The organism is Streptomyces sp. NPDC020917 (assembly GCF_044333795.1).
Classification (GTDB): domain Bacteria; phylum Actinomycetota; class Actinomycetes; order Streptomycetales; family Streptomycetaceae; genus Actinacidiphila.
Genome location: NZ_JBIRRR010000003.1, coordinates 36,364 through 61,026, shown reverse-complemented (window position 1 = coordinate 61,026; position 24,663 = coordinate 36,364). Strand labels below are relative to the sequence as shown.

The 24,663-nt window shown below is 72.4% G+C and carries 13 protein-coding genes; 5 read left to right on the top strand and 8 right to left on the bottom strand.

From position 1 onward, the window contains the following. Positions 1-332 precede the first annotated feature (332 nt). Complete coding sequence (locus tag ACH4TG_RS07630) at positions 333-4,634, top strand: glycoside hydrolase family 3 C-terminal domain-containing protein (protein WP_398241251.1); 4,302 nt, start codon at positions 333-335, stop codon at positions 4,632-4,634. 226 nt (positions 4,635-4,860) lie between these two features. On the opposite strand, the gene ACH4TG_RS07625 is transcribed toward ACH4TG_RS07630, so the two are convergent. The 5 genes from ACH4TG_RS07625 to ACH4TG_RS07605 all read right to left on the bottom strand — a co-directional run bounded on the left by ACH4TG_RS07625 (position 4,861) and on the right by ACH4TG_RS07605 (position 10,217). After that, a complete protein-coding gene (locus tag ACH4TG_RS07625) occupies positions 4,861-6,567 on the bottom strand; it encodes a SulP family inorganic anion transporter (protein ID WP_398241250.1) in 1,707 nt (568 codons plus the stop codon). An 89-nt stretch (positions 6,568-6,656) separates the two neighbouring features. Beyond that, a complete protein-coding gene (locus ACH4TG_RS07620; RefSeq protein ID WP_398241249.1) occupies positions 6,657-7,325 on the bottom strand; it encodes a GAP family protein in 669 nt (222 codons plus the stop codon). Positions 7,326-7,394: 69 nt separating this feature from the next. Next, positions 7,395-7,700 (bottom strand): DUF1214 domain-containing protein, encoded by a 306-nt coding sequence (locus ACH4TG_RS07615; RefSeq protein WP_398241248.1) that lies wholly within the window; start codon positions 7,698-7,700, stop codon positions 7,395-7,397. Positions 7,701-8,567: 867 nt separating this feature from the next. Next, positions 8,568-9,749, bottom strand: coding sequence for a hypothetical protein (locus ACH4TG_RS07610; RefSeq protein WP_398241247.1), 1,182 nt, complete (start codon positions 9,747-9,749; stop codon positions 8,568-8,570). 93 nt (positions 9,750-9,842) lie between these two features. Beyond that, positions 9,843-10,217, bottom strand: coding sequence for a YybH family protein (locus tag ACH4TG_RS07605; RefSeq protein ID WP_398241246.1), 375 nt, complete (start codon positions 10,215-10,217; stop codon positions 9,843-9,845). 312 nt (positions 10,218-10,529) lie between these two features. On the opposite strand from ACH4TG_RS07605, the gene ACH4TG_RS07600 reads away from it, so the two are divergent. Beyond that, positions 10,530-12,005: an MFS transporter gene (locus tag ACH4TG_RS07600; protein WP_398241245.1), complete on the top strand. Its 1,476-nt coding sequence runs from the start codon at positions 10,530-10,532 to the stop codon at positions 12,003-12,005. Positions 12,006-12,234: 229 nt separating this feature from the next. On the opposite strand, the gene ACH4TG_RS07595 is transcribed toward ACH4TG_RS07600, so the two are convergent. Next, on the bottom strand, positions 12,235-13,119 hold the full coding sequence (locus tag ACH4TG_RS07595; protein ID WP_398241671.1) for an aminoglycoside phosphotransferase family protein: 885 nt from the start codon (positions 13,117-13,119) through the stop codon (positions 12,235-12,237). A gap of 161 nt (positions 13,120-13,280) precedes the next feature. Here ACH4TG_RS07595 and ACH4TG_RS07590 point away from each other — a divergent pair, with 161 nt between their 5' ends. Then, a complete protein-coding gene (locus ACH4TG_RS07590) occupies positions 13,281-14,120 on the top strand; it encodes an alpha/beta fold hydrolase (RefSeq protein ID WP_398241244.1) in 840 nt (279 codons plus the stop codon). 152 nt (positions 14,121-14,272) lie between these two features. Here the strand turns inward: ACH4TG_RS07590 and ACH4TG_RS07585 are convergent, their stop codons facing one another. After that, on the bottom strand, positions 14,273-16,441 hold the full coding sequence (locus ACH4TG_RS07585) for an NEW3 domain-containing protein (RefSeq protein WP_398241243.1): 2,169 nt from the start codon (positions 16,439-16,441) through the stop codon (positions 14,273-14,275). A gap of 471 nt (positions 16,442-16,912) precedes the next feature. Here ACH4TG_RS07585 and ACH4TG_RS07580 point away from each other — a divergent pair, with 471 nt between their 5' ends. Both ACH4TG_RS07580 and ACH4TG_RS07575 read left to right on the top strand, forming a co-directional pair. Further along, the gene (locus tag ACH4TG_RS07580; protein ID WP_398241242.1) at positions 16,913-19,345 is read left to right on the top strand and encodes a glycosyl hydrolase family 95 catalytic domain-containing protein; all 2,433 of its coding nucleotides are present in this window, start codon (positions 16,913-16,915) and stop codon (positions 19,343-19,345) included. Positions 19,346-19,356: 11 nt separating this feature from the next. After that, positions 19,357-21,930: an NEW3 domain-containing protein gene (locus ACH4TG_RS07575; RefSeq protein ID WP_398241241.1), complete on the top strand. Its 2,574-nt coding sequence runs from the start codon at positions 19,357-19,359 to the stop codon at positions 21,928-21,930. Between the two features lie 86 nt (positions 21,931-22,016). On the opposite strand, the gene ACH4TG_RS07570 is transcribed toward ACH4TG_RS07575, so the two are convergent. After that, positions 22,017-24,377 (bottom strand): family 43 glycosylhydrolase, encoded by a 2,361-nt coding sequence (locus tag ACH4TG_RS07570; RefSeq protein ID WP_398241240.1) that lies wholly within the window; start codon positions 24,375-24,377, stop codon positions 22,017-22,019. Positions 24,378-24,663: the final 286 nt, after the last annotated feature.

The following is a 24,663-nucleotide window of genomic DNA, read 5'->3' as shown; positions in this document are numbered from 1 at the left end:
GTGGCCTCGGTGAGACGTCACCATTGCTGCCTTTCCCTGCCCGCGGAACCGTCGGACCCGCAGTGGTCAGGTGCACCGGCCGACGGTAATAGAACGTTTCAATGAGATGGCGCAGAACTTAAGGCCGGAGAAGGGGAGGGTCAAGGGGTCGTGCTGGGAATTCCTTGGCCATTCCCTTTCAACAACGTTTCAATCTGGCAAGTTGGCGACATTGTTTCCCGATCCCTTGACCCTGGACTTGACGGGTCCTAAGTTCTGCGCGACCCGGTTGAATCGTTCTATGCACACGTGTGTCTCCGCGTGTGTCGCTCGCCCAGAGAGGGGACCCGCCCGTGTCCGATCCCGTCGAGAAGTCCGAGCCCGACCGGGGATCCCCCCGGAGACGATCGCGGCGCAGGGCGGGCGCGGCGGCCGGCGCGCTGGCCGCGGCCACGCTGCTCACCGTGGCCGCGGGCCAGTTCCCCGCCGCGGCAGGCCCGGTCGCGGACGCCGCCGCCTCCGCCGCCTGCCCGTGGGTCGGCTCGAGCGCGTCGCCCGCGCAGCGTGCCGCGGAGGTGCTCGCGCGGATGACGACGGACGAGAAGCTGTCCATGACCCACGGCAGCCAACTGCCCGGCTACGCCGGTGTGGTGGCGCCCATCCCGCGGCTGTGCGTCCCGGCGCTGAACCTCAGCGACGGCGGCGCGGGCGTGGTGATGGGCGGGACCACCGCGATGCCCGCGCCGGTCGCCGCCGCGGCGACCTGGGACCCGGCGGCCGAGCAGGCGTACGGGCAGGTGGTGGGCGCCGAGGCGAGGACGAAGGGGATCAGCGTCAACCTCGGGCCCGACACCAATCTGGTGCGCGACCCGCGCGGCGGCCGGGTCTTCGAAATGGCCGGTGAGGACCCGTACCTGGCCGGGGCGATGGTCACCCAGTACGTCAAGGGCGTGCAGTCCAAGGGCGTGATGGCCGACCTCAAGCACCTGGTGGCCAACGACACCGAGCAGAACCGCAACAACGGCAACGCGATCGTCGACGAGCGCACCCTCAACGAGATCTACTACCCGGTGTTCAAGCAGGCTGTGCAGGACGGCGGGGCCGCCTCGATCATGGCGGCGACCAGCCTGGTCAACGGAGTGCACGACAACGAGAACTCCTCCCTCCTCAACCAGACGGCCAAGCAGGACTGGGGATTCGACGGGTTCGTGGTGACCGACTGGGACGGCGCCCGCAGCACCGTGCAGGCCGCGAACGCCGGGCTGGACCTCACCATGCCCGCCCCCGGCAACTTCGGGCAGCCGCTGGCCGACGCGGTGCGCTCCGGGCAGGTCAGCATGGCCGTGCTCAACGACAAGGTGGCACGTCTGCTCACCGAGGAGTTCGCCTACGGCCTGTTCGACTCCACCGCCGGATCCCCCGGCGCCACCGCCACGACGCCCGAACACGTCACCACGGCACGGGACATCGCCGCCGAGGGCACCGTCCTGATGAAGAACGACGGCGGCCTGCTCCCGCTGGACGCGTCGTCGACCCCGTCGATCGCGGTGATCGGCGCCGCGGCGAAGGAGGCGCCGATCACCGGGGGCGGCGGCAGCTCCCACGTGCCGGCCGACGCGTCGTCGGTGGTCACCGTCGCCGACGGGATCGCCAAGCGCGCGGGCGGCCACGTTCGCGTGGACACCGCCGGTTCCTGGACCGGAGCGGCGTCCTCCTCCGCGAGCGCCTCCGACCAGCCGGGCAACATGTTCGACGGCAACCCGGCCACCCGCTGGTCCAGCGGTACGCCGATGGCCGACGGCCAGTGGGTGACCGCCGACATGGGAGGCGCGCACCTCCTCGACCGGATCACCCTGGACGCCGGCAACGCCACCGACTACGCCCGCGGTTACCGGATCTACCTGAGCGCCGACGGCACGAACTGGGGCGACCCGGTGGCCGAGGGCACCGGCTCGGGCCAGGTGATCACCGCGACGTTCCCGGCGCAGCAGGCCCGCTACCTCAAGATCGTGCAGACCGGGTCCGCGAGCAGCTGGTGGTCGATCTCCGAGCTGAACGCGTACACCGCCGACGACCAGGGCGGGCAGACCGCCGTCGCCCGCGGCGGGCTGCGGGTGCCCGCAGTCACCGACAAGCTGCCCACGGTCCCCTCCGCCCGCTTCACCACCGCTGACGGGCAACAGGGCCTGACCGCGACCTACTTCAACAACCTCGACCTGTCCGGCACGCCCGCGCTCACCCGCGTCGAGCCGGCGATCGACGACCACTACACGGCCGCGCCCGGCCCCGGCGTCAACGGCGCCGGCTTCTCGGTGCGCTGGCAGGGCTTCCTCACCGCACCGGTCACCGGCACCTACACCTTCTCGATGGCCAACACCGGCGGGGTGCGGATGACCCTCGGCGGGCAGCCGGTCTTCCAGGACTGGGCCCAGTACGGTCCCGGCGTCTCCGCGATCCACCTGAAGGGCGGCGTGAGGACGCCCATCACCGTGGAGAACTACCAGCCCGTCAACGGCCCCGACGGCCCGGTCGCCGGCACGCCGGAGACCCCGCCGGCGAACGGCTCCGTCACGCTCGGCTGGCAGGCCCCCGACACCGACGCCATCGCCGCGGCCGCGGCCGCCGCCCAGCAGGACAGCGTCGCGGTCGTGGTCGTCAACGACGACGAGAGCGAGGACGGCGACCGGCAGAACCTCACCCTGCCCGGCGCCCAGGACGACCTGATCGAGGCGGTCGCCGCCGCCAACCCGCACACCGTCGTGGTCCTCAACACCGGCGCGCCGGTGCTGATGCCGTGGCTCGGCTCGGTCGACGGCGTCCTGGAGTCCTGGTACGGCGGCCAGCAGAACGGGGCGGCCCTCGCCTCCGTCCTGTTCGGCGACGTCAACCCCTCGGGGAAGCTGCCGCAGACCTGGCCGGCGAGCATGGACCAGCTGCCGACCGCCGACCCGTCCCGCTACCCCGGCACCGTCGACGTCGCCACGAACACCACCGACTACCACTACAGCGAGGGCCTGGAGGTCGGCTACCGCTGGTACGACGACCACCACCTCACCCCGCTGTTCCCGTTCGGGTACGGTCTGACCTACTCCACGTTCTCCTTCAGCGGACTCGCCGTGTCCCCGGGCACGGCGAACGCGGCGGGGCCGGTGCGCGTCGCGGCGACGGTGAAGAACACCGGAACCCGGACCGCGAGCGAGGTGGCCCAGCTCTACGTCGGCGACCCGGCCGGCGCCGGCGAACCGCTCAGGCAGCTCAAGGGCTTCCAGCGGATCACCCTGGAACCGGGGAAGTCGCAGCGCGTCACCTTCACCCTGGCCGCCTCCGACCTCAGGACCTGGGACGACAGCACGCACGCGTGGCGGACCAACGACGGCACCTACCGGATCCTCGTCGGCGACTCCTCCCGCGACCTCCCCCTGACCGGCAGTTACACGCTGCACCGCTCGACCGGTGCCAGGACCGTCACCGCGAAGGCACCCGCGACCCTCGACCCCGCGCACGGCAACGTCGTCACCACGACGCTCACCGCGGGCGGCACCCAGACCCTCCACCACGTCAGGCTCGGCCTCGACCTGCCGGCCGGCTGGACCGCCGAGGCGCTGAGCACGGCGGCCTTCGACGCGGCGGCCCCCGGCGACCTGCTCCGGACCTCCTGGCGGGTCACGCCCCCGCCCGGCGCCCAGGCCCGGTTGTGGCGGCTGACCGCGTCGGCGACCGCCGACGGCGGCTACCGCGCGGGCAGCGGCCTGAGGACCACCGTCGGTCCGCTGGTCTCGGCGACCCTCACCTCCACCGCGAAACTGGCGCGCACCGGCGGCAGTTACCCGGCCACGCTCAGCCTGCGCAACACCACCGACCAGCAGGTCACGGTCAGCGCCGCGACCGCGGCGCCCGCGGGGGTGACCGTCACCCCCGGGCAGACCTCCGTGGTGATCCCGCCCCGGTCGACGGTCACCAGGGACCTGACCGTCGCCGTCGGCGACGACGCGAGGTCCTCCTCGATCGCCCTGACCGGCACCGTGACCGCGGCAGGCACGGACTACCAGCTCCAGGGCGGCTCCCTCGATCTGCCGCTGCTGTTCGGTTCGGTCACCGCCGCCTTCGACAACACCGGTGTCAGCGACGACTCGGCACCGCAGAAGGCGAACTTCGACGGCTCCGGCTACAGCTACTCGGCCCAGTCGCTCGCGGGCGTCGGCCTCACACCGGGGCAGCCGGTCCCCCACGGGCCCGCGGCGCTCACCTGGCCGGCCGCCGCGGCCGGCAGCCCCGACAACGTCGTCGCCGCCGGGCAGCACATCGCGGTGAGCGGCAGCGGATCGCATCTGTGGGTCCTCGGCGCGGCCAACAACGGCAGCGGCTCCGGCACCGGGACGCTCACCTACACCGACGGCAGCAGCGAGCCGTTCACCCTCGCGCTGACCAACTGGACCCCGAGCACCCCGCTGCCGGGCAACGACCTCGTGGCGACCGCGCCGACCTGGAACCGGCCGGCGGGCAGCGGCTATCCGGCCGGCATCGCGGTCAGCGTCTACGCGACGCAGGTGCCGCTGGCCGCGGGCAGGACCCTGGCCTACGTCACCCTCCCGGCCACCGCCAGCGGCGACCAGGCCGGCACCCGGCTGCACGTGTTCGGCCTCGCCGTCACCTGATCCCGGTGCGGGGGCCGCGCGCCCGCGGCGGCCCCCGCACCCGGCACCTCCCACCGGACCACCCTCAGGCGATGGCCGGCGCCGTCGACCTCGCCACCCTCTGACAGTGAGGATTGGCTGTGGCATCGCCCCTCGCCCCGCACCGTGGTGATCCCGGCGCGGGGCGGGGTCTTCGATCGACGGGCAGTGGGGAGCGGAACCGGGCGCCCGGCGTATGGCCTGCCGCTCAGCTCCTTTCGTAGGCGTCCACGGCGCCGCTCGCCGCGTAGGCGGTGACGGCGTCGTGGACGGTGTCGAAGATCCGGTCGGGGCCCAACCGGGCGCCCAGCGAGCTCGATTCGATGAAGGCCCGGGTCCACCGGCGGGGCCGGGCCAGCCACAGGTCGGTGCCGGTGCGGGCGAGTTCCTCCCGCAGCTCGCCGAGGGTGTCGAGGACCTGGACGCCGAACCGGTAGCTGGCGGTCAGGTCGAGCACGGCGACGCGCGGCCGCCGCTCGGCGGCGAGCGCGCCGATCTCGTTCCGGACGCGGGCGGCGTTGCCGAAGAAGAGGGTGCCGTCCGGGCGCACCAGGAGCAGGCCGTCGAAGGTCTCGGCCGCGTGGGCCTCGGCGTCGGCGTAGACGGTGGTGCCGGGGACGCGGCCGAGGACGGAGAGCTCGGGCCGGCTGGCCGCGGCGATGAACAGGGCGAGCGAGAGGAGGACCGCGAGCAGCAGCCCCGGCAGCAGGTCGAAGACGAGCACGCCGAGCAGCGCGGTCGCGGCGACGGCGAAACTGGGGCGGTCGCGGTTCCAGTAGCGGCGCATCGCGCCCACGTCGAGGAATCCGCGGACCGCGACCACGACGATGGCACCGAGCACGGGCTCGGGCAGGTCGGTGAAGAGCGGGGTGAGGAACGCGCCGGTGACCAGGACGAGCACGGCCGCGACGGCGGACACCATCGGGCTGCTGCCGCCCGCGCCCTCCGCGGCCGCCGAGCGGGAGGCGCTGCCGGAGACCACGAAGCCCCTGAACAGGCCGACGGCGGCGTTGGCCGCGCCCATCGCCGTCATCTCGCGGCTCGCGTCGACCTTGTCGCCGTGCTTGCGGGCGAAGCTGCCGGCGATGGAGAAGCCCTCCGCGAAGCAGATCAGCGCCACCCCCATGGCGCCGGAGAGCATGGTCAGCCAGTCGTGCAGCGGCACGTCGGGCCAGGCGGGCGTGGGCAGCGCGCGCGGGATCCTGCCGACGATGTCGACGCCGTGGTCCTTCAGGCCGGCGGCGGCGGACACCATGATGCCGGCGACCAGGACGACCAGCGCGGCGGGGACCTTCGGCAGGAAGCGTTCGAGCAGCAGCAGCGCGGCGATCGCCGCGGCGCCGACGGCGACTGTCGTCCAGCTCCACAGGTCGATGTGCGCGAGCACGTGCCACAGCCGCTGGAAGAAGTCGCCGTCGCCGGTGGACTGGCCGGTCAGCTTGGAGAGCTGACGCACGATCATCGTGAGCGCCATGCCGAACAGGAAGCCGACCAGCGTGGGCTCGGCCAGGAAGTCGGCGATGAACCCGAGCCGGCACAGGCCCGCGACGGCCAGGGCCGTGCCGGCCATCAGGGCGAGCGCGGCGGAGAACGCGGCGGCCTGTGCCGGATCGCCGGTCAGGCCGGAGACGGTGGCGCCGGACAGCACCGCGGCGGCGGACGTCGCGCCGACGACCAGGAAGCGCGAGGTGCCGAACAGCGCGTACGCGAGGAGCGCGACCGGGGCGGCGTAGAAGGCGTTCTGCGGCGGGACGCCGGCGATCTGCGCGTAGGCGACGCCCTCGGGGACGATCAGCGCCCAGGCCGTCGCCGCGCCGAGGGAGTCGGGGCCCAGCCGGTTCCAGCGGTACCGCCGCAGCCAGCCGGCCACCGGCCAGGCGCGCCCTGCGGAGGTGTCGGGTGTCGTCGCGACCATCGTTCCCTCCACGTGCGGCAGTCGGGCGGAGGCGGGGGACCGGGACCGGCCGCGGATCAGGACCGGGACCGGGATCCGCCTCCCGTGCGTCAGGTCAGTGAGGTGATGGCGTCGCCGACGTACTTGGCGGCGAGCACGGCCAGCACGGTGGTCATGATCGCGGCGTTGTGCGCGGCCATCGACTCCTTCCAGCCGCCGAGGACGGCGGCGGACCGGTCCCCGCCGACGAGGTAGACCCCGAGCGGAAGCAGCGTGCACAGCGAGCCGATGACCACCATCAGCGCGGCGGCCGCCGTCTTGCCGCCGCCGGTCGCGCTGCTGGTGGCGATGGACACCGCGCCGCCGACCGCAAGGACGAGGTTCTTCGGGTTCGCGACGACGAGCAGGACCGCGAGGGCGGCCGCCTTGCCGGGCGTGAACCGGTCCAGGGCCCGCATCCACTTCGGGGGAGGCGCGGCACGGCCCTGGCGGGGCCGGCCGTGCCACTGCTGGGCGGCGAGCAGCAGGAACAGCATGCCCAGCGCGAGTTTGAGCCAGGAGGCCCAGGTGGGCTTCTCGCCGCTGGTGGTGAGGCCGCTTCCGGCCGCCACCACGATCGCCACGACCACGGCCAGCCCGGCGAGCCAGCCGACCGTGAACGCGACGCCGTTGGTCCGCCCCTTCGGCGTCGCCAGCATCAGGATCACCGCGATCAGCGGCAGCGGGCTGATCGCGATGCCCACCGCCGACGCGAGCATCCCGCCGATCGCGCCACCCATCGACCCGCTCCCTCCGGTCGCCGTGCACGGACGGTCAGTCCAGCCGGTCGACGTCGCCCGGCCTCCAGGTCAGTGCTGCCGCTCGAAGTCGCCCGGCTTCCAGGAACCGTCGAGGGCCGCCTGCCGGGGACCGTAGATGCGGAAGTAGGCGAACCAGCCGCGTCCGGGCACCGTCTGCACCCAGCGGCCTTCCGCACCGTCCGGCTCCTGGGGCCCGAACCACAGGTCCACGTGGCCGGCACCGTCCGGCTCCAGCTTCTCGAACAGCGAGCGCACCGCCGCCCGGCGAGTCCGCCGCGCTCGCCGCGACGGGGTAGCCGTCCTGAACTCCACCGTTTCCGCCATGCCGCCGCCCTCACGCTCGACCAAGGCCATGAGCCCGCACCTACGGCCACCCTCCAGGCCACCGATGCGCCGCGCGACCCGGTCCCCGCCAAATGGGCACCCCCGGCTGTCCAGCGCGACCGGGACGCACCGGGAGTCTCCTTGCGCGGATCGGCCACGGGCCACCGGCCGCCGGCCGTCGAGGTTCGCGGAGAGGCCGGCCAGCCGGAGTCCGGGCGGCGAAGGCGATGCCGAACGGGGGCGCGGCCCCCGGCGGCGGGGCTGTCAGGGGCTGGGCGGCGCGGTGCGGGGGGAAGGCGTGGCCGGCGGGTAGAGGGAGGGGCCCTGGCCGGGCGCGGACGAACCCGGCTCGGGGTGCGTCCCCGGTCCGGTGGGCTGTCCGGTCGGGCGGGGGCCCGGGTCCTCCTTGAGCCCGTCCTGCGCGGTCGGCGCATGCGAGTGCGAGGCGGCGGGTGCCGGCTTCCGGGCGCCGGGCCTGGCGGTGTGCGCGGACGTCGTCCGGTGCGTTGCCGAGGGCGTCGGGGATGCGGAAGCTCGGGGCGAGGACGCCGTGGGGCTCGGCGCATCGGCGGTGGGCGACGTGGATGCGCCGGCCGCGGTCCGCGCCGGATGCACGGCCGCCGGGCGCGGAGCCGACGACGACGCGGAGCAGCCGCTCACCGCCAGCACGGCGAGCGCGGCGATGCCCCCGCCCGAGACCACAACCGCCCGGATTCCCCGCATGACCCCTCACTTCCCCCCGGACACGCGTCCTCCGTACCGATCGAGCGGCCGAACGCGCGTCCCCTTGTGCCGTCGTGTGTGCGAGAGGGATGGTCGCACACCTTCAACTCCCCTTCGCCAGCGGGATGGTGGAGCGCGGCTCCCAGCCGTCACACGGCCCTCGCGTGCCTTCCTCTATCGGGCGGCGGCGGCACGGGTGCGGAGGTGGTCGGGGCCGTAATGGGTCACCCAGTCTGCGGTGACGGCGTCCAACTCCTGGGCGGAGGCGCGGATCCGTGCCAGCAGGGTGCGGATCTCCAGGATCCGGACGTGGCAAGGGGCGTGGTTCACGGTGGCTGCGGCCAGCGCCTGGGCGGCCGAGGCTTCCGCTTCCTCGCGGCGGCCCAGCCCCAGCAAGGCTTCGGCGCGAACGAGTTCGTGGTGACCGGCGTCGACGACGCCCCACGCGGGCGGCCCCTCGACAAGGGCGAGCGCTTCCTCGAAGCGCCCCTGCCGCGCCACCGCCTCGGCGAGCGCACGCCGCAGCATCACCGCTTCGCGGCTGCAACGGCCCTCCACGCGCTCCGCGCGGTCGAGCGGGCCGCGCACGGCCGCCTCCGCCTCCTGGGAGCGGCCTTGCGCGACGAGGCAGTGGGCCAGGCCGAGGGTCGCTGTGTCCTGGGCGTCGCTGTCCCCGTCCGTTCCTGGCCGGGGCGCCAGCAAGGCCCGGCATTCGGCTGCCGCCTCGTCGTACCTGCCGAGCATGGCCAGAACGAAGACCCGGCCCCTGCGGACCTCGTCCACGAACCCGTTCTCGACACCCACCGTCGCGGCCGCGCGGGGCAGGAGTTCGTCCGCTGCCGCGAGCGCCTCGGCGAAGCGTCCCCGATGGCTCAGGAGGGCCAGAACGACCAGCCGGCTGTGGAGGTACCCCATGAGGATCCGCGGCCCGGGTGCGGGTGTGGCGTGGAACTCGGCCGCGATCGCGTCCAGTTCCGCCTCCGCCTCGGTGTCCCGCCCGCACAGGATCGCCACGAACGCGGACACGCTGCGCAGTGCCGTCGAGGTGAAGGGCCTCGACCACCGGTAGGCATCCGCATCGGTGCGGGCCGCGTGGAGGACGGCCGCGGCCTCCTCCGCCCGGTTGAGCGCCAGGAGGGTGTCGGCGAGCGCGAGCCTGACCCTGCGCAGCCCTCCGGGTTCCGGCTTCCGCACGCCCTCCCGGACGGTCAGCCGCTCGCGCAGCCAGCGTTCCGCCTCGACGGTCGATCCGTCCGCGAGCAGCTTCTGCCCGTACGCGACCTCGACGTCTTCGCCCGGCTGTCGCCGCGACGCCCACGGACGCAACCGCCTTCCGCGCGACGACAGCACTCCCATCCCCGTTCCCTCCCCAGGCAGTGTGGTGCCGCGATGGTAGCGGCGACGGATCACAGCCCCACACCGTTCCAGCCCCCTGGCGTCCCGTGCGGATCAGGAACTCAGGTGCTCGTGCAGCATCTTCCACGCACCGTCCCGCTTCACGAGCACGTTCGTGCCCCGGCCCGCCCCGGACCGGGGCCGGCCGTCGACCGCCCCGGTCCAGAAGAAGCGGTAACGGCAGACGGCGTGATCGTCGGCCAGGACGACCCACTCGAGATCCCTGATCTCGTACTCCTCGTCGCGAATCGCGTCGAAGGTCCGCTTGATCGCCCCGGCGATCTCGTCCAGTCCGTGATGGGAACCGTCGGAGAACCAGTACGTCGCGTCCTCGGCGATCAGCGGCACGACGCGGTCGATGTCGTGACTGTTGGTCGCCTGCTCGTACCGCCTCAACGCGGCCGTGAGTTCGTCGGCAAGGTCGGACATGGGTCGGCTCTCCAGGGGAAGCGCGAGCCCCGAGCGGGGCCGCGGTTCAGTGACACGCGGGCCGTTCAACGATGGCGGAGCCACCATCGGACCGCCACCGGCCCGGCGGATTCTGACGAGCGCTCGACGTGGGCGGGACCGCCACCCAGCAGGCCGGCCGACCGGGCCGGTGCCCGGAGCTGCGGCGGACGGAGTTGAGCGTCGATCGGGTGACATCGCGGCTGGGCTCGGCGCCGGGGCGGCGGTGGCGGGCCAGCATGGTGGCTGCATGCCGCAATGTCCTCGTTTCCGCCGAACAGGAGAGAATGCCCGATGCGACAGGGTCCGCTCGCCGGCCGCTATCCCGTCGTGGCGGCCATGGTGGTGTTCGCCCTGGTGCCGTACCTCGCCCTCTCGGCGGCGCTGGGGCCCCTCACGCCGCACATCGCCAAGGAACTGGGGATGAGCCCGCAGGCGATGAGCGTGACGACGGGCATGGCCAACGCGGGTTACGCGGTGGGGACGGTGCTGGCCGTGCAGTTCGCCCAGCGTCTGCACCAGCGGCGGATGCTGATCGTCTACGGCTGCCTGCTGGTGATCGGCTCGGTGCTCACCGCCGCGGCCGTCGACCCCTCGATGTTCATCGTCGGGCACGTCCTGCAGGGACTGTGCACGAGCCTGCTGCTGATCGCCGCCGTGCCGCCGCTGATCATCGACTATCCGACGGACAGGCTGCGCGGGACCGTGGTGATCCTGAACGTGTGCATCTTCGGGGCGGTCGCGCTCGGCCCGGTGATCGGCGGCATCCAGGCCAACGCCCACGGCTGGCGGCCGCTGTTCTGGATCATCGCCGGGATCGCGCTGGCGGCGCTCGTGCTCTCCCTGCTGACCTTCCGGGACACGCCGCCCGTCAATCCGGGCGCCCCGATCGACTACCTCGCGCTCGGGCTGGCGACGGTGGGGTGCGTGGCGGCGTTCTTCGGCGCCTCGCGGCTGCTCACGCACCGGTTCCTCGATCCCACCGCGTGCGGGCCCCTGCTCGGCGGGCTGCTGCTGATCGTCGTCCTCTTCGTACACGAGTACACGGCGAAGTACCCGCTGCTGTGCGTCAGGAGCCTGGCCAGCACGCTGCCGGTCGCCGGCATCATCGCCGCGATCTGCGCGGCGGCCGCGTCGGTGTCGGCGATCTCGCTGACCCTGACCGTGCTCTCACCCCACTACAGCCCCCTGCACCTGGGGCTGCTGTACCTCCCCGAGTTCGGCGGCGCGGTGGTCACCGCGGCTGCTTTCAGCGTCATCTTCCGCACCCGCGCGCTGCACTACTACGTCCTCGTCGGCATGAGCTTCCTGATCGTGGGCATCGCGCTCATGAACGCCGCCGCCCCGCCCACGGGGGTGCTCACCGCCGTCGGCTCGGGACTTGTCGGCATCGGCGTCGGCGCCTCGGTCGTCCCGGCGCTGTTCATCGCCGGCTTCTCGCTGCGCTCCAACAACGTGCAGCGCGTGTTCGCGATCATCGAACTCGTCCGCGCGGTCGCGGCGTTCCTGGTCGCGCCGATCCTGCTGTACGTGGCCGCCACCGTCGGACCCGACCTCGACGCGGGTACGAGGACGGCACTGTGGATCTGCTTCGCGATCTCCATCGCGGGCGCGGTGATCGGCGTCGCCCTGTACGTGGTCGGCGGCGTGCGCCACCCGCCGACGCCGGCGGTGGAGGACTGGATGCGCGGTGAGCGCCCCGGGTGGGACTCCCCGGTGCTCTTCGCCCGGTTCAGGCGCGGCAAGGAGCCCGACGAATACTGTCCGTAGCAGCGGGCCCGGCGCTCCCGCGGCCGCGCACGCCGGTTGTGGCGCCGGGCGCCGGCTGCCCAAGAGCGGTGCAGGAGCCCGCACTTGGGGACGTCGGGGCCCGCTCGCCCGGCGGCATCGGGCACGGACTCGGCGGCACGCCGCAGGTGGACTTCGGTAGCAGCCCCTTGCCCGCTGCCTGATCCACCCACGCCCTCGCGGGGCGGTGCCGGAACGCCCTTCGGAGAGCTCAGCTCTCGTCCAGCACCGCCCTGATCACGTGCCGCGCGTTGGTCGCCATCGCCGGGTTCGTCGTCCGGTAGTACGGCAGCGCGACCAGGGCCTGCGAGAGGGTCCGGCCCCGGCCGCGGACCCAGGTCGCGTCGTCCACGCCCAGCGCCTCACGGAAGACCTCCCTGGCGTCGGCCGGCAGCAGGTTCCACGCCGGGAACAGGTCGCAGGCCGGATCCCCCGTGCCCGTGCACCCGAAGTCGATCACCGAGGCCAGCCTGCCGTCCTCGACCAGCAGGTTGCCCGGCGTCAGATCGGAGTGCAGCCAGACTGGCGACCCGTCCCAGCCCGGGGCCCGCAGCGCTTCGTCCCAGACGGCGGCCGCCGCATCGCAGTCGACGCCCTCGGCCGGGGTCCCGCGCAACTCCTCGATCGCCGCCCGGGTCGCCGCGTCCAGCGAGGCGACCGGCCCGCCACGGTAGGCACCGGGCGCCCCCGGCAGGGTGACGCTCCGCATCGCGGCCACGAACCCGGCCAGATCCCGGGCCAGCAGCACCGGTTCCTCCAGCGCCCCTGCCTCGGGATTCGCCCCCGCCAGCCACCGGTACACCGACCACCGCCACGGATACCCCTCGGCGGGCTCGCCGGCCCCCAGCACCTCCGGGATGGCCGTGGGCAGACGGGGCGCGAGCAGGGGCAGCCAGGTCCGCTCCGCCAGCACGTCCTCGGCTCCGCCCTCCAGCAGCGGCAGCCGAACGACCATGTCGTCGCCCAGCCGGTACATGGCGTTGACCGTGCCGCCGGACGGCCACCGCTCCACCGCCAGCCCCGCCCACCGCGGGAACTGCCCGGCGACCAGCCGTCGCACGAGGCCGTCGTCGATGGGGTGCATGCCGGGATGCATGGGCGGCTCGGTGCTCATGGCACGTCATCCGACCGCCGGGCGCCGATCGGCGTCAACCGCTTTTCCCACGGGCGCGGTCCTGACCCGGAGCCGTCCGGCGGGGCACCGTAGGGTGAGGGACGCGCCCCCTATCTGGAGAGACCGTTCTCCTGGAGACTGCCATGCGGGATGTCGAGGTGCCGGCCGGTGTCGTCGCATACGACGTGACGGGATCAGGGCCGCCGGTCGTCCTGCTCCACGGGCTGATGATGGACCACACGGTGTGGGATCGCGTACTGCCGCTCCTGCCGGAGGGGTTCACCTACGTACGGCCGGTGCTGCCCCTGGGGGCGCACCGGCGGCCGATGGAACCGGACGCGGATCTCACGTTGCGCGGACAGGTCGATCTGGTCGCCGACTTCCTCGACGCGCTCGGCCTGGACGGCGTCACCCTGGTCCACACCGACTGGGGCGGAGCACTGTTCCTCACCGCCCGCGGCCGCGACCAGCGCGTGGCCCGGCAAGTGATCCTGCCCTGCGAGGCGTTCGACAACTTCCCGCCCGGGCTGCCCGGCACGATGGTGAAACTCGCCGCCCGCATGCCCGGCGGACTGGGGTTCGCCGCCCGCCAGTTGCGCATCGGCCCGCTGCGCCGGCTGCCGATGCTGTTCGGGCAGATGGCCCGGCGCCCAGTGCCGGACGAGCTCATCCGGCACTGGACCGAACCCCTGCTCGCCGACCCCGGCATCCGGCGGGACCTCCGCGCCTACTGCAACGGGCCGTTCGACAAGGAGGAACTCGTACGCGACACCGAGGCGCTGCGCGGGTTCACCGGGCCGGCGCTCGTCCTGTGGTCAGCGAACCGGGTGATGCCGACCGAGCACGGCCGGCGCCTGGCACAGCTCCTGCCCGCAGGGCGGTACGCCGAAGTGCCCGACGCCTACGTGCTGTCGATGCTGGACCAGCCCGAAGCCGTGGCACGGGAACTGGGCCGTTTCCTCACCTCTCCCGCCGCCGGGTAGCGGACCCGGACCCGGGCCAGGTCAGGACCCGGACCCGGACCGGAGCCCGCGCCGCAGTGTGCCCGGCTTCGGGGACACACAACGATGCCGCGGGGCGACGCACCCCGAAAGCGGGAAGGTGCCGTCGCCCCGCGACATCACACGGTGTTTCGTCAGCCGGCGCTGGTGGAGAAGTCGGCGAAGTCGTCCTGGCTCGGGTAGCCCGGGTTCTTGGCCGTGCCGAAGAGGCCGACGTCCTGGGTGGCCGCCGCGGAGGGGACGTTCGCGGTGCTCAGCTTGGTCCACGTGGTGCCGTCGGTCGAGTAGTAACCGGTGTACGTCGTGCCCGACCGGACCAGCCGGATCCAGCTGGGCAGCACGGGCTTGCCGACCCCCGAGCCGTTGGCGGCGGTGCCGGAGTCGAGCCGGCCGTCGCCGTTGGAGTCCCACTGCATGAAGTAGCCCTTCTTGGCGCTCACTCCCACGGTCACGAAGCCGGGCGAGTTGCTCGCGCCGGTGATGTCGTTGCGCACGATGATTCCGGCCTTGGCTCCGGAGTTCTGGTACCGCTGCCAGGTGGCGCGCACCGTGGTCGTGGAACCGTCGTGTTCCGCGCCGGGGACGTAGAGGGCCCCGTACTCGTTCTTCGACCCGTAGACGTCGGCGCCGGCCGCGCGGATGCTCAGTGCGGGGCCCACCTGGGAGAAGTGGGCGGGCTCCGGCGTGGAGTTGAAGGTGTGGAACGGGGCCTGGACGGGCGCCTCCAGCACGATCGACGTGTGCCCGGCGGCCGTTCCGCCGGCTGCCGTGTCGCTGCCGTTCTTCCACACGAAGCCGGCGGTGGCGTCGAGCCGGGCCGTCGGGAAGAGCTCGGTGACGGACGCGGGCGCGGTGACGCCGAAGCTGGCGCGGACGGTCGCGCCGGGCGCGACGGAGTCGAACGAGGTGGGGGACTGGGGGGTGGCCGTCCACCCCTTCGGGAGGTCCAGGGCGACGTGGACGCCGGTCGCGGCCGTGGTGCCCCAGTTGGTGAAGTCAGCCGCGACGGTGGCCTGCTGACCGGCCGCCAGGGTGTCGGGCGCGGTCACCGCCAGCCCGGTCTGCGGGCGGGCCGCGGCCTTGTCGGTGGTCCACGGGCGCACCCGGAGCAGCGCGACGCCGTGGGCGGGGACGGAGGCGGCGATCGAGCCGCCTGAGGACCGGGTCACCTCGTGCGTCCACAGGTTGTCCAGGCGGTACGAGGCGGAGGCGGGCAGACCGGCTGTGCCCGGGTCGACGGAGACAGCCTGCGCGGTGGACCCGGTGTTGAACAGCCCGATGACCACGGTGCCGTTCGGCTCCGTCTTGGCGAAGACCTGCGCGGTGGCTGTCTTGCTCACCCTCGACGCGTTGATGGCGTCCTGGTCGACGGCGATCACGTCGCGGTTGGTCAGCAGGCCGAGGTCGGCGGCGTCGAGCCTGGTCAGGTCCGTACCGAGGAGCAGGGGAGAGGCGGCCAGCGACCACAGGCTCAGCTGGGTCTGCCGTTCGTCGGGGGTCAGCCCGTCGTCGTCGCCGTTGCCGACCTCGATCGAGTCGTAGTCGTTGAACGCCTGGGGGCCGCCGTACGGTTGCCAGTTCGCGACCTGGTCGAACCTGGCCGACGTCTTCTGCCAGCTCGTCAGCGGGGTGCTGGATCCGTTGACGCCGCAGTAGCACTCGATGTCGCCGCCGGTGCGCCAGCCGTTGCTGGTGGCCTCCCAGGTGGCGGTGTCGGCGATGCTGAGCGAGTTCGACAGCTCCAGGTGCATCGGGCGCCCGGTGGCGACGATGGCCCGGTGCCAGGCCTGCATGTCCGGGCGGTTGTCGGCGGGGATGACGCCGCCGCCGGGGCCGACGAAGTCCATCTTGATGTAGTCGACGCCCCAGGAGGCGAACAGGTCGGCGTAACTCTGCACGTACTCCTGCGCGCCCGGCTTGCTGAAGTCGATGTGGTACGAGTCGTTGTTCGTGTTGCCGGGCTGCGTCGGATCCGCGATGTCCTGCATGTGGTACGGAGTTCCGTAGATCGGCAGGTTCTCCTGGTACGCCTGGATCGGAACGCCCGGCGTCAGATAGATGCCGAACTTCAGGCCCAGGCCGTGCAGATACGCGGCGAGCGCGGGGAGGCCGTCGGGGAAGCGGGTGGTGTCCCAGGCGTCGCGCCCGTACGCGTCCAGGTGGTCGGACCATCCGGCGTCGATGTTGATGTACCGGTAGCCGTACCGCTGCAACTCGTCGTGCATGACCCGCGCCTGGGCCTTGATCCCGTCCTGGGTCAGGCTGCTGCCCTCGCGCAGCGCGCTCCAACTGCTCCAGCCCATGGGCGGAGTGGCCGCAGCATCTTCGGTGGCGCCCGGTGGGGCCTCCTGCGGGGGCGAGGCCATCGCGGGCGAAACCCCCGCGGCCAGCCCGAGGGAGAGAAGTACCGGAAGCAGACATCTGGTCAATTTTGCATGCACGAGCGGCTCCTCAGCATGGTCGACGGCAACGTGCCCTGCTCGGAGGGGGGAGTGCCCATGTTCTACGGGTGATCGACCGCTGAGTCAACGGATTCATCCGATGAATCGTCGAAAAGGGCCCGGCGTCGAGAGGATTGCCCGTGGCCGGGCAATTCCCGGGCCGGTCCGGCTGCCGCCGTCAACTCCTCGGAACCCACAATCGAGAAACCCCCGATCTATCTGGGGCGAAACGCCCGGCATTGCGCATGTGATGCGGTCACTTTCCTTGACTCATCCGATGTCTGGTGCTTCTCTGACGCTGTCTTGTTGCCCAGCGGCGAGCGGAGCCGTCTCATGCGCCACGGTGGTTGGAGAACCCGCAGGTCGATCTCGGTGTTGCTGCTCGCCTACGGCATGGCCGTCGCCTTGATCGGGCAGGCCCCGGCGGCGAGCGCATCCACCGTGCCGACCACGGCGTGGCAGAACGGCTCGTTCCACGTCGACGTTCCCGGCATGGTGCACAGCTCCGACGTGGTCCTCGGCCAGCCCAACAAGGCCCCGGCCCAGGCGATGCCGCTGGGCAACGGCGGCCTCGGCGCCGGCGTGTGGGACGAGAACGGCCTGACCGCCCAGCTGAACAGGGCCGACACCCTGCCCGACCGGCTGTCGCCCGGCCAGGTCGTCGTACCGGGACTGGCCAAGCTGACCGGCGCCTCCGACTACCAGGGCCGACTCGACCTCTACGACGGCGCGTTCACCCAGACCGGCGGGGGCATGACGGCGACCACCTACGTCCGCGCCGACTCCGACCAGCTCGTCATCGACGTCACCGGAGCCGACCCGGACACCGCGCAGACGGCGCAACTGCACCTGTGGCAGCCGCGCACGCCGACCGCATCGGCCGACGGCGCCATCGGCACGCTCGCGCAGACGTGGCAGGACGACACCCAACCGGGCGCCAGCGGCCGGACGTTCGGCTCGCTCGCCGCCATCACCGCCGCCGGACGCGACGTGCACGCGGACGTCGTCGACCCGCTGACGGTGCAGGTGAGCGTCAGGCCCAAGCCGAACGGCTCGTTCCGCATCGTCGTCGCCTCGCCGCAGTGGACCGGTGGCGACGCGACGGCCACCGCCGCACGGCTGCTGGCCGGCAGCGGCGGCGGCGCCACCGGCGAGACCGCGGCCTGGTGGCACCACTACTGGAACGGCGTCGGGATGATGGGGCTGTCCTCCGCGGACGGTTCGGCCCAGTACCTGGCGAACCTGCGGACCATCAGCCTGTTCACGGCAGCCGCGGAGCGCGGCAACGTGCGTCCGGGCTCGCAGGCCGGTGTCGCCGACCTGTTCGACTCCTCCGGCGACACGCACTCCTGGGATCCGGCCTCGTACTGGGGCTGGAACCTGCGGATGCTGGTCACGGCCAACATGGGTGCCGGAGCGTACGCGAACAACGACGGCTACTTCGCCCTCTACCGCGACGCCCTGCCGGACACCCGCGCCTGGACGGCCGGGCAGTTCCCCGGCTCGGACGGCGCGTGCACGCCGGAGACCATGCGGTTCAACGGCGTCGGCGTCCAGGTGCACCTGGCAGCCGGCCAGTGGGGCGCCAACCCCTATCTGAACTGCAGCGCGCAGGGGCCGGCCAACTACAACACCAGGACGCTGACCACGGGCGCGGAGGTCGCGCTGTTCGTGTGGCAGACCTACCAGGACACCGACGACCTGGCCTTCCTGCGGCAGAACTACCCGGGCATGGCCGACTGGGCCAGGTTCATGCTGTCGTACGCCAAGGTCGGCACCGACGGGCTCCTGCACACCAGCCCGTCCAACGCGCACGAGACCCAGTGGGACGTCCAGGACCCGACCACCGACATCACGGCGATGACCGCGGTCTTCCCCCTCGTGATCCGGGCAGCGGGACTCCTGCACCGCGACCCCGACCTCGTGGACGCGCTGACCGCGGCGCTGCCGAAGGTCCTGCCGTACCCGCGCACCGACGCCGCGACCATGACCCAGCAGCTCGGCCCGGACGCCGACAGCACCGGGCAGGACGTGATCGGCCAGTCGGGCCAGCAGGCCGCGAAGACCCACAACGCGGAGAACCTCGGCCTCGAACCGGTGTGGCCCTACGGCCTGATCGGCGACAGCGGCCCGCTCTCGGAGCTGGCCAAGCGCACCTACACCGACCGCCCCTACGTGGAGCACAACGACTGGAGCTTCGACCCGATCGACGCGGCGAGGCTCGGTCTCGGCGACGACATGGCGAAGACCCTGGTCGACCTCACCAAGACCTACCAGCAACGCCCCTCCGGCCTCGCGTCGTTCGGCGCCAGCTACAAGGAGCCCTACGCCGAGCAGGGCGGGGTCGTGACGACGGCGCTGCAGGACGCGCTCGTCCAGGACTACGACGGCCTGCTGCGCATCGCACCGGCGCTGCCCACCGGCTGGAACGCGGACGCCACCGTGTTCATCCAGCACCGCAGCAAGGTCGACGTACAGGTCCGTGACGGCGTGCCGGAGACGGTCGCGATCGAGGCCGGAGCGGACGTCGCACAGCAGGTGCGCAACCCGTGGCCCGGTCAGCGGGTCACGGTGGTCGCAGGCGGCCGCACGGTGGTCGCCCCGACCTCCGCGTCCGAATTCACCGTGCCGCTGCGGGCCGGCCAGTCCTACCTCATCGAACGGGACGGCGCACCGCAGCTGCCGTTCGCGCCGGTCACCGGCTCTCCCGCGACAACCGCACGCACCCTCGGACCGGTCGAGATCGGTCTCCCGACACTGGGTTGAGGAGCCTTGAGATGCGCAAGCTACTCGCCGTACTGACCACCACCGCGCTCGCGGCGCTGGGCGCGGTCGCCGTCCCGGTGGCCACCGCCGGGCCCGCCCTGGCGCTCGACAACGGGCTGGCCGCGACGCCGCCCATGGGCTTCAACGACTGGAACGCCTTCGGCTGCGGGGTCGGCGAGCAGCTGATCGAGCAGACCGCGGACGCGATGGTGGCCAACGGGATGAAGGCGGCCGGCTACACGTACGTCAACATCGACGACTGCTGGGCGCTGAAGCAGCGCGACGCGAACGGCAATCTCGTCCCCGACCCGGCGAAGTTCCCCGACGGGATCAAGGCGGTGGCCGACTACGTCCACAACGACGGGCTGAAGCTGGGCATCTACGAGGACTCCGGAACGATGACCTGCTCCAAGAGCGGCGGGTTCCCCGGCAGCCTCGGCCACGAGGACGCGGACGCCCTGCAGTTCGCCCAGTGGGGGGTCGACTACCTCAAGGACGACGACTGCAACCAGCCGGCGGACCAGCAGAACGTCCCGGCCACCATCGCCCGGTACACCGCGATGCGCGACGCCCTGCAGAAGGCCACCGCGCAGACCGGCCATCCGATCCTCTTCAGCATCTGCGAGAAGACCGACTTCGGCGTGCCCAACTCGGCCTGGCCGGAGATCGGGAACGTCTGGCGGACCACGGGCGACATCCACGACCTGTACAGCAGCATGGTGGCGAACTTCACCAAGAACGTGCAGCTCGCCGGCCTCGCGAAGCCCGGCGCCTTCAACGACCCGGACATGCTGGAGATCGGCAACGGCGGGCAGACCGACGCCGAGTACCGCAGCGAGTTCAGCCTCTGGTCGGAGATGGCCGCCCCCCTGATCGCCGGCACCGACCTGCGAACCGCGAGCCCCGCCACGCTCGCGGTCTACACCAACGCGGACGTCATCGCGGTCGACCAGGACCCGCTGGGCAGGCAGGCGACGATCGTCAGCAGCGGCGACGGGCACTGGGTGCTCGCCAAGCCGCTCGCGAACGGCGACGTGTCCGTCGCCCTGTTCAACCAGACCGACACCCCGGCCACGATCAGCACCACCACGCAGGCCGCCGGGCTGCCGGGCGACCACGCCGCGTACTCCCTGCGCGACCTGTGGACGCACGGCACCACGGAGACCGCGGGCTCGATCAGTACCCAGGTCGCTCCGCACTCCACGGTCATGTACCGCGTCTCACCGATCCGCAACCCGAGCCGGATGCCGCCGAACGTCTCGCTGGACGTCAGCAGCGTGGCGGCCCTGACGGCCGGCGAGGCCGGCACCGTGACCGAGACCTTCACCGACAACGGGCTGCTCCCCGTGGAGAAGGTGGAGCTGAACCTGACCGCGCCCCAGGGCTGGACGGTGCGCCCGCTGACGCCGACGCGCGCCGACGCGGTCGGCAGCCAAAAGACCGTGCAGGCCCGCTTCCAGGTCGTCGCGCCGGTGCCGGACCAGCTGTTCCGGACCGACCAGATCACCGGAACGGCGTCCTACACCTGGCTCGGCGTCCATCCCGAGAGCACCTCGGTGACGCAGACCGCCGTCACCAGCCCGCCGGTCGGGGCGCCGTACCGCACCTTCTCCTCCGCGACGGACGCGCAGTCCCACTTCGCCGAGTCCGGGCAGCAGTTCGGCATCAGCGGAGCCGGCACCGGCGGCCTGTCGACGACCGGCGACGCGTACAGCGCGATCTACCGGCCGGGCGCCGTCGGGACGTCCTCGACCGTCGACACCGAGGTCTCCTCGCAGCAGGGCCTCACCGGCTCCGGCGCCGCGGGCATCCTCGTCCGCAACGACATGACCGGATCGGGCACCGGACCGGAGGGCGTCGCGCTCTCCGCGTCGCCCAGCGGCGGCATCCAGTTGCAGTGGACGAGCACCGGCGGCACGCATCTCGACTCCGTGGCCCCGGCCGGCGGCACCCACCCCATGACCCTGCCCGTGCACCTCAAGCTGGAGCGGACCGGCGCCGCCACGTACACCGGCTTCTACTCCTTCGACGGCACCGGGTGGATCACCGTCGGCACCGCGACGGTCCCCGGCCAGGCGGACACCCAGGACGCCGGCCTGTTCGTCACCTCCCACGCCGGCGGCTCCGCCGCGACCGCGGGGTTCGACGGCTTCACCGTCGCCGGCGGCGCCGCCACGCCCCCGTCCGCCACGTCGTACGAGGCCGAGGCCGCGACGAACACCCTGGCCGGACAGGCGAAGATATCCGGATGCACGGCGTGCTCCGGCGGCAAGAAGGCCGGCTACATCGGCAAGTCCGGGACGCTGACCTTCAACGGCGTCAACGCACCGGCCGACGGTGACTACGCGATGACCATCGCCTACCTCAACGGCCCGCCGTCGCGCCAGGCCATGGTGAGCGTCGACGGAGGGGCCCCGCAGACGCTGACGTTCCCGGTGACCACGGACTTCAACACGCTCGGCGTGATGAACCTGACCGTCCACCTGGCAGCCGGCACCAACACCATCGAGATCGCCAACCCCACCGCCAACGCCCCCGACATCGACCGCATCCTGGTCGACGACCAGCCGGGAGCCCTCACCTAGACCGGCGAGGCATGCGCCGGCACGGCGTACCACCGCGGGTGGGGGACCCTGTTCGGGGCTCCCCACCCGCGGTCGGCTCCCGGGGGTCAGCGGGAGGCGCCGGCTCCCGCGGCCTGGGCCATGTCGTAGGTGTGGACGTAGTCGAACGTGGCGGTGGCTCCGGCGGTGTTCATGGAGACGAGCCCGATCCGCAGGTCACCCTGGTTCGACAGCGACCATGTGCCGCCCCACTCCCAGCGTTCGCCGTCGGTGCTCGACGCCATGCGCACGTCGTACTCGTCATGGGCGGCGTCGTGCCGCACGTACAGCCGCAGCCAGGTCGTCTCCGCGGGGGCCGCGCCGAACATCGGGCCGTTCGCCACGGCCAGCGGCGGAGTGGCCGTCGGGCGCTCCGCCTCCTTGCCGAACTCCGTCTGGTGCAGCACCTCGCCGGCCTTGCGGTTCTCCGGCAGGACGGAGTGCGCCAGCTTCAGGTACCGGTCGTCGTTCTGGTAGAGGACCAGACCGGCCTGCTGGGAGGCCCGGGTGCCGTCGAAGGTGAGCTTGGTCTCGACGAGGTAGTCCGACCGGGGAGCGTCCCGGAGCAGCACGGAGGCGGTGTTGTTGCCCGTGTACAGCTCGGCGGACTGGGTGGGCCACACGAGCCGGCCGTCCTCCAGTCGCGGCCCCGTTGCGGGCTGGCGCACCCACGACCACGCCGAGTCGCCCGTTCCCGGCATGCCCGTCCCGTCGAAGTCGTCGGAGTACGACGTGAGCAGCCGGCCCGGCACCGGGTCGGGAACGCGCTCGGTGACGGGCCGGGCCGCCGGTGCGGCGCTCACGTTGTCGACGTCGCCGCCGGCGCCCTGGGCGCTCACCGCGACCGCGCCGCCGGGAGCCGCGTTCCTGGGGGCCGTCACCGTCGCCGTCGCGAGCGGATCGATGAGATTGTCCTCCGAGACCGACGCGGTGACGGCGTCACCGACCCAGTCGAGCGTCAGCACCTTCCAGGTGGTCGCATCGAAGGCCGCCGGCAGGGGAGAGGAGGAGCGGACGGTCGTGTCCCCGTGCGTGACCTCGACGCGGAGTTCACGGGCCCGCGAGTCGAGCCACGCGACCGCGCCGTTGCGCCCGTTGACGCCGGCGCGCAGCCCGACGGTGCCGCCCGCCGGCGTCCGCACGTCGGCCTGGGCGCGCAGATCGCCCTCGGTGCGTACCTTGCTGGTGAGCGTGGCCCCGGCGCCCAGCTGGGCGAAGCGCCCCGAGTCCGTCGCGTCGCCGACGGAGGCAGGGCCCCGGGAGTCCCAACCGGCCAGTCCGGAGCTGAAGTTGTCGTCGACCGGTCCGGTCGTCACCGGAGCCGCCGCACCCGAGACGCTCGCGCCCGCGCCCGCGTTGACCACCGGCCAGCCGCCGATCCAGTCCAGCCGATCGATCAGCATCGGACGCTTGGAGAGATTCAGCACGCCCGCGCGGGTCTGCACCGGCGGGAAGTCGGGGTCCGCGTTCGAGATCCCGTGGTAGACGATCCAGTCCTGGCCCGACAGGTCGGTCTGGACCGCGTTGTGCCCGACACCCGTGAACCCGTTGCCGTTCGGGGCGAGGACGAAGCCGCCCTTGCTCGAATGGTTCATCAGGTCGGTGCCCGTGTCGTCCAGGAACGGGCCCGACGGGCTCTGGCTGCGGCCCACCTTGACGGTGTAGCCGCTGAACGCGCCGTCGCAGCAGCCGCCGTCGGAGTACATGAGGTAGTAGAAGCCGCCGTGCCTGACGACGAACGCGCCTTCCATGCGCCGGCCCTGGGCGACCTGGGTGACGGGTCCCGTCAGCGCGGTCGCGTCGGCGTTCGTCTTCGAGACGCAGATGACGTCGTAGCTGCCCCAGTAGAGGTAGTGCGTGCCGTCGGTGTCCGTGAACAGCGCCTGGTCGATGTTCCCCGTCGGGCAGCCGGCCACCGGAGCGCTCGGGACGAGAAGACCGTGATGCGTCCACGGCCCCGTCGGCGTCGGCGCGGTGGCCAGCGCGATGCCGCCGGTCGAGAGCGCGTACGTCAGGTGGTACCGGCCGTCGAGATAGCGGATGTCCGGCGCCCAGGCACGGGAGTTGCCCTGCCAGAACGGAGGAATCGCGTCCGGCGGGACGACGTCGCCCACGTACGTCCAGTGGACCATGTCTGCGGAGCGGAGGACGGGGAGGAGGTGCTCGCCTTGCTCACCCTTGCTGTTGAAGATCGGGTTCGTCGTTCCGTACGCGTACCAGAAGCCGTCCTTGCCCCGGATCATCGACGGATCCGGGAACGTGTCCACCACTCCGGCGGTCACCGGGTTCGTGTAGGTCGCGGGCGCCTGTCCGGCGCCGTCCGAGGTCGCCGCGCCGGCCGGCGCGACACCCGAGACCCCGCCGGTCAGCAGCACGCCGACCGACAACGCCGTCACGGCGAACCGCGCCAGTCTGCCTCGCCATTCCATGAGTGTTCCTTCCCCATCGAAGAACCTGGCATGGAGCGCGGCGAGCAAAGGAGCGCGCGGCGCCGCCCTCCCGGCTCATCCAAGGGAGACCGAATTTTTCCGTCAAGACACCGGCAGAACGGTGGTGCGGACGCGCGCCGCCAGGGCAGCGGAGGAATGCGGACATGGCCGGGAATGACGTCATCGCCTGGTGGAGGGGGCGGGAGCGCCCGCCCGTCCTCCCGGTGTGACAGAAAATAACGGGTGCATGCGCTCCACGCGATGAGGCCGGCCCGGCCGCCGGCCC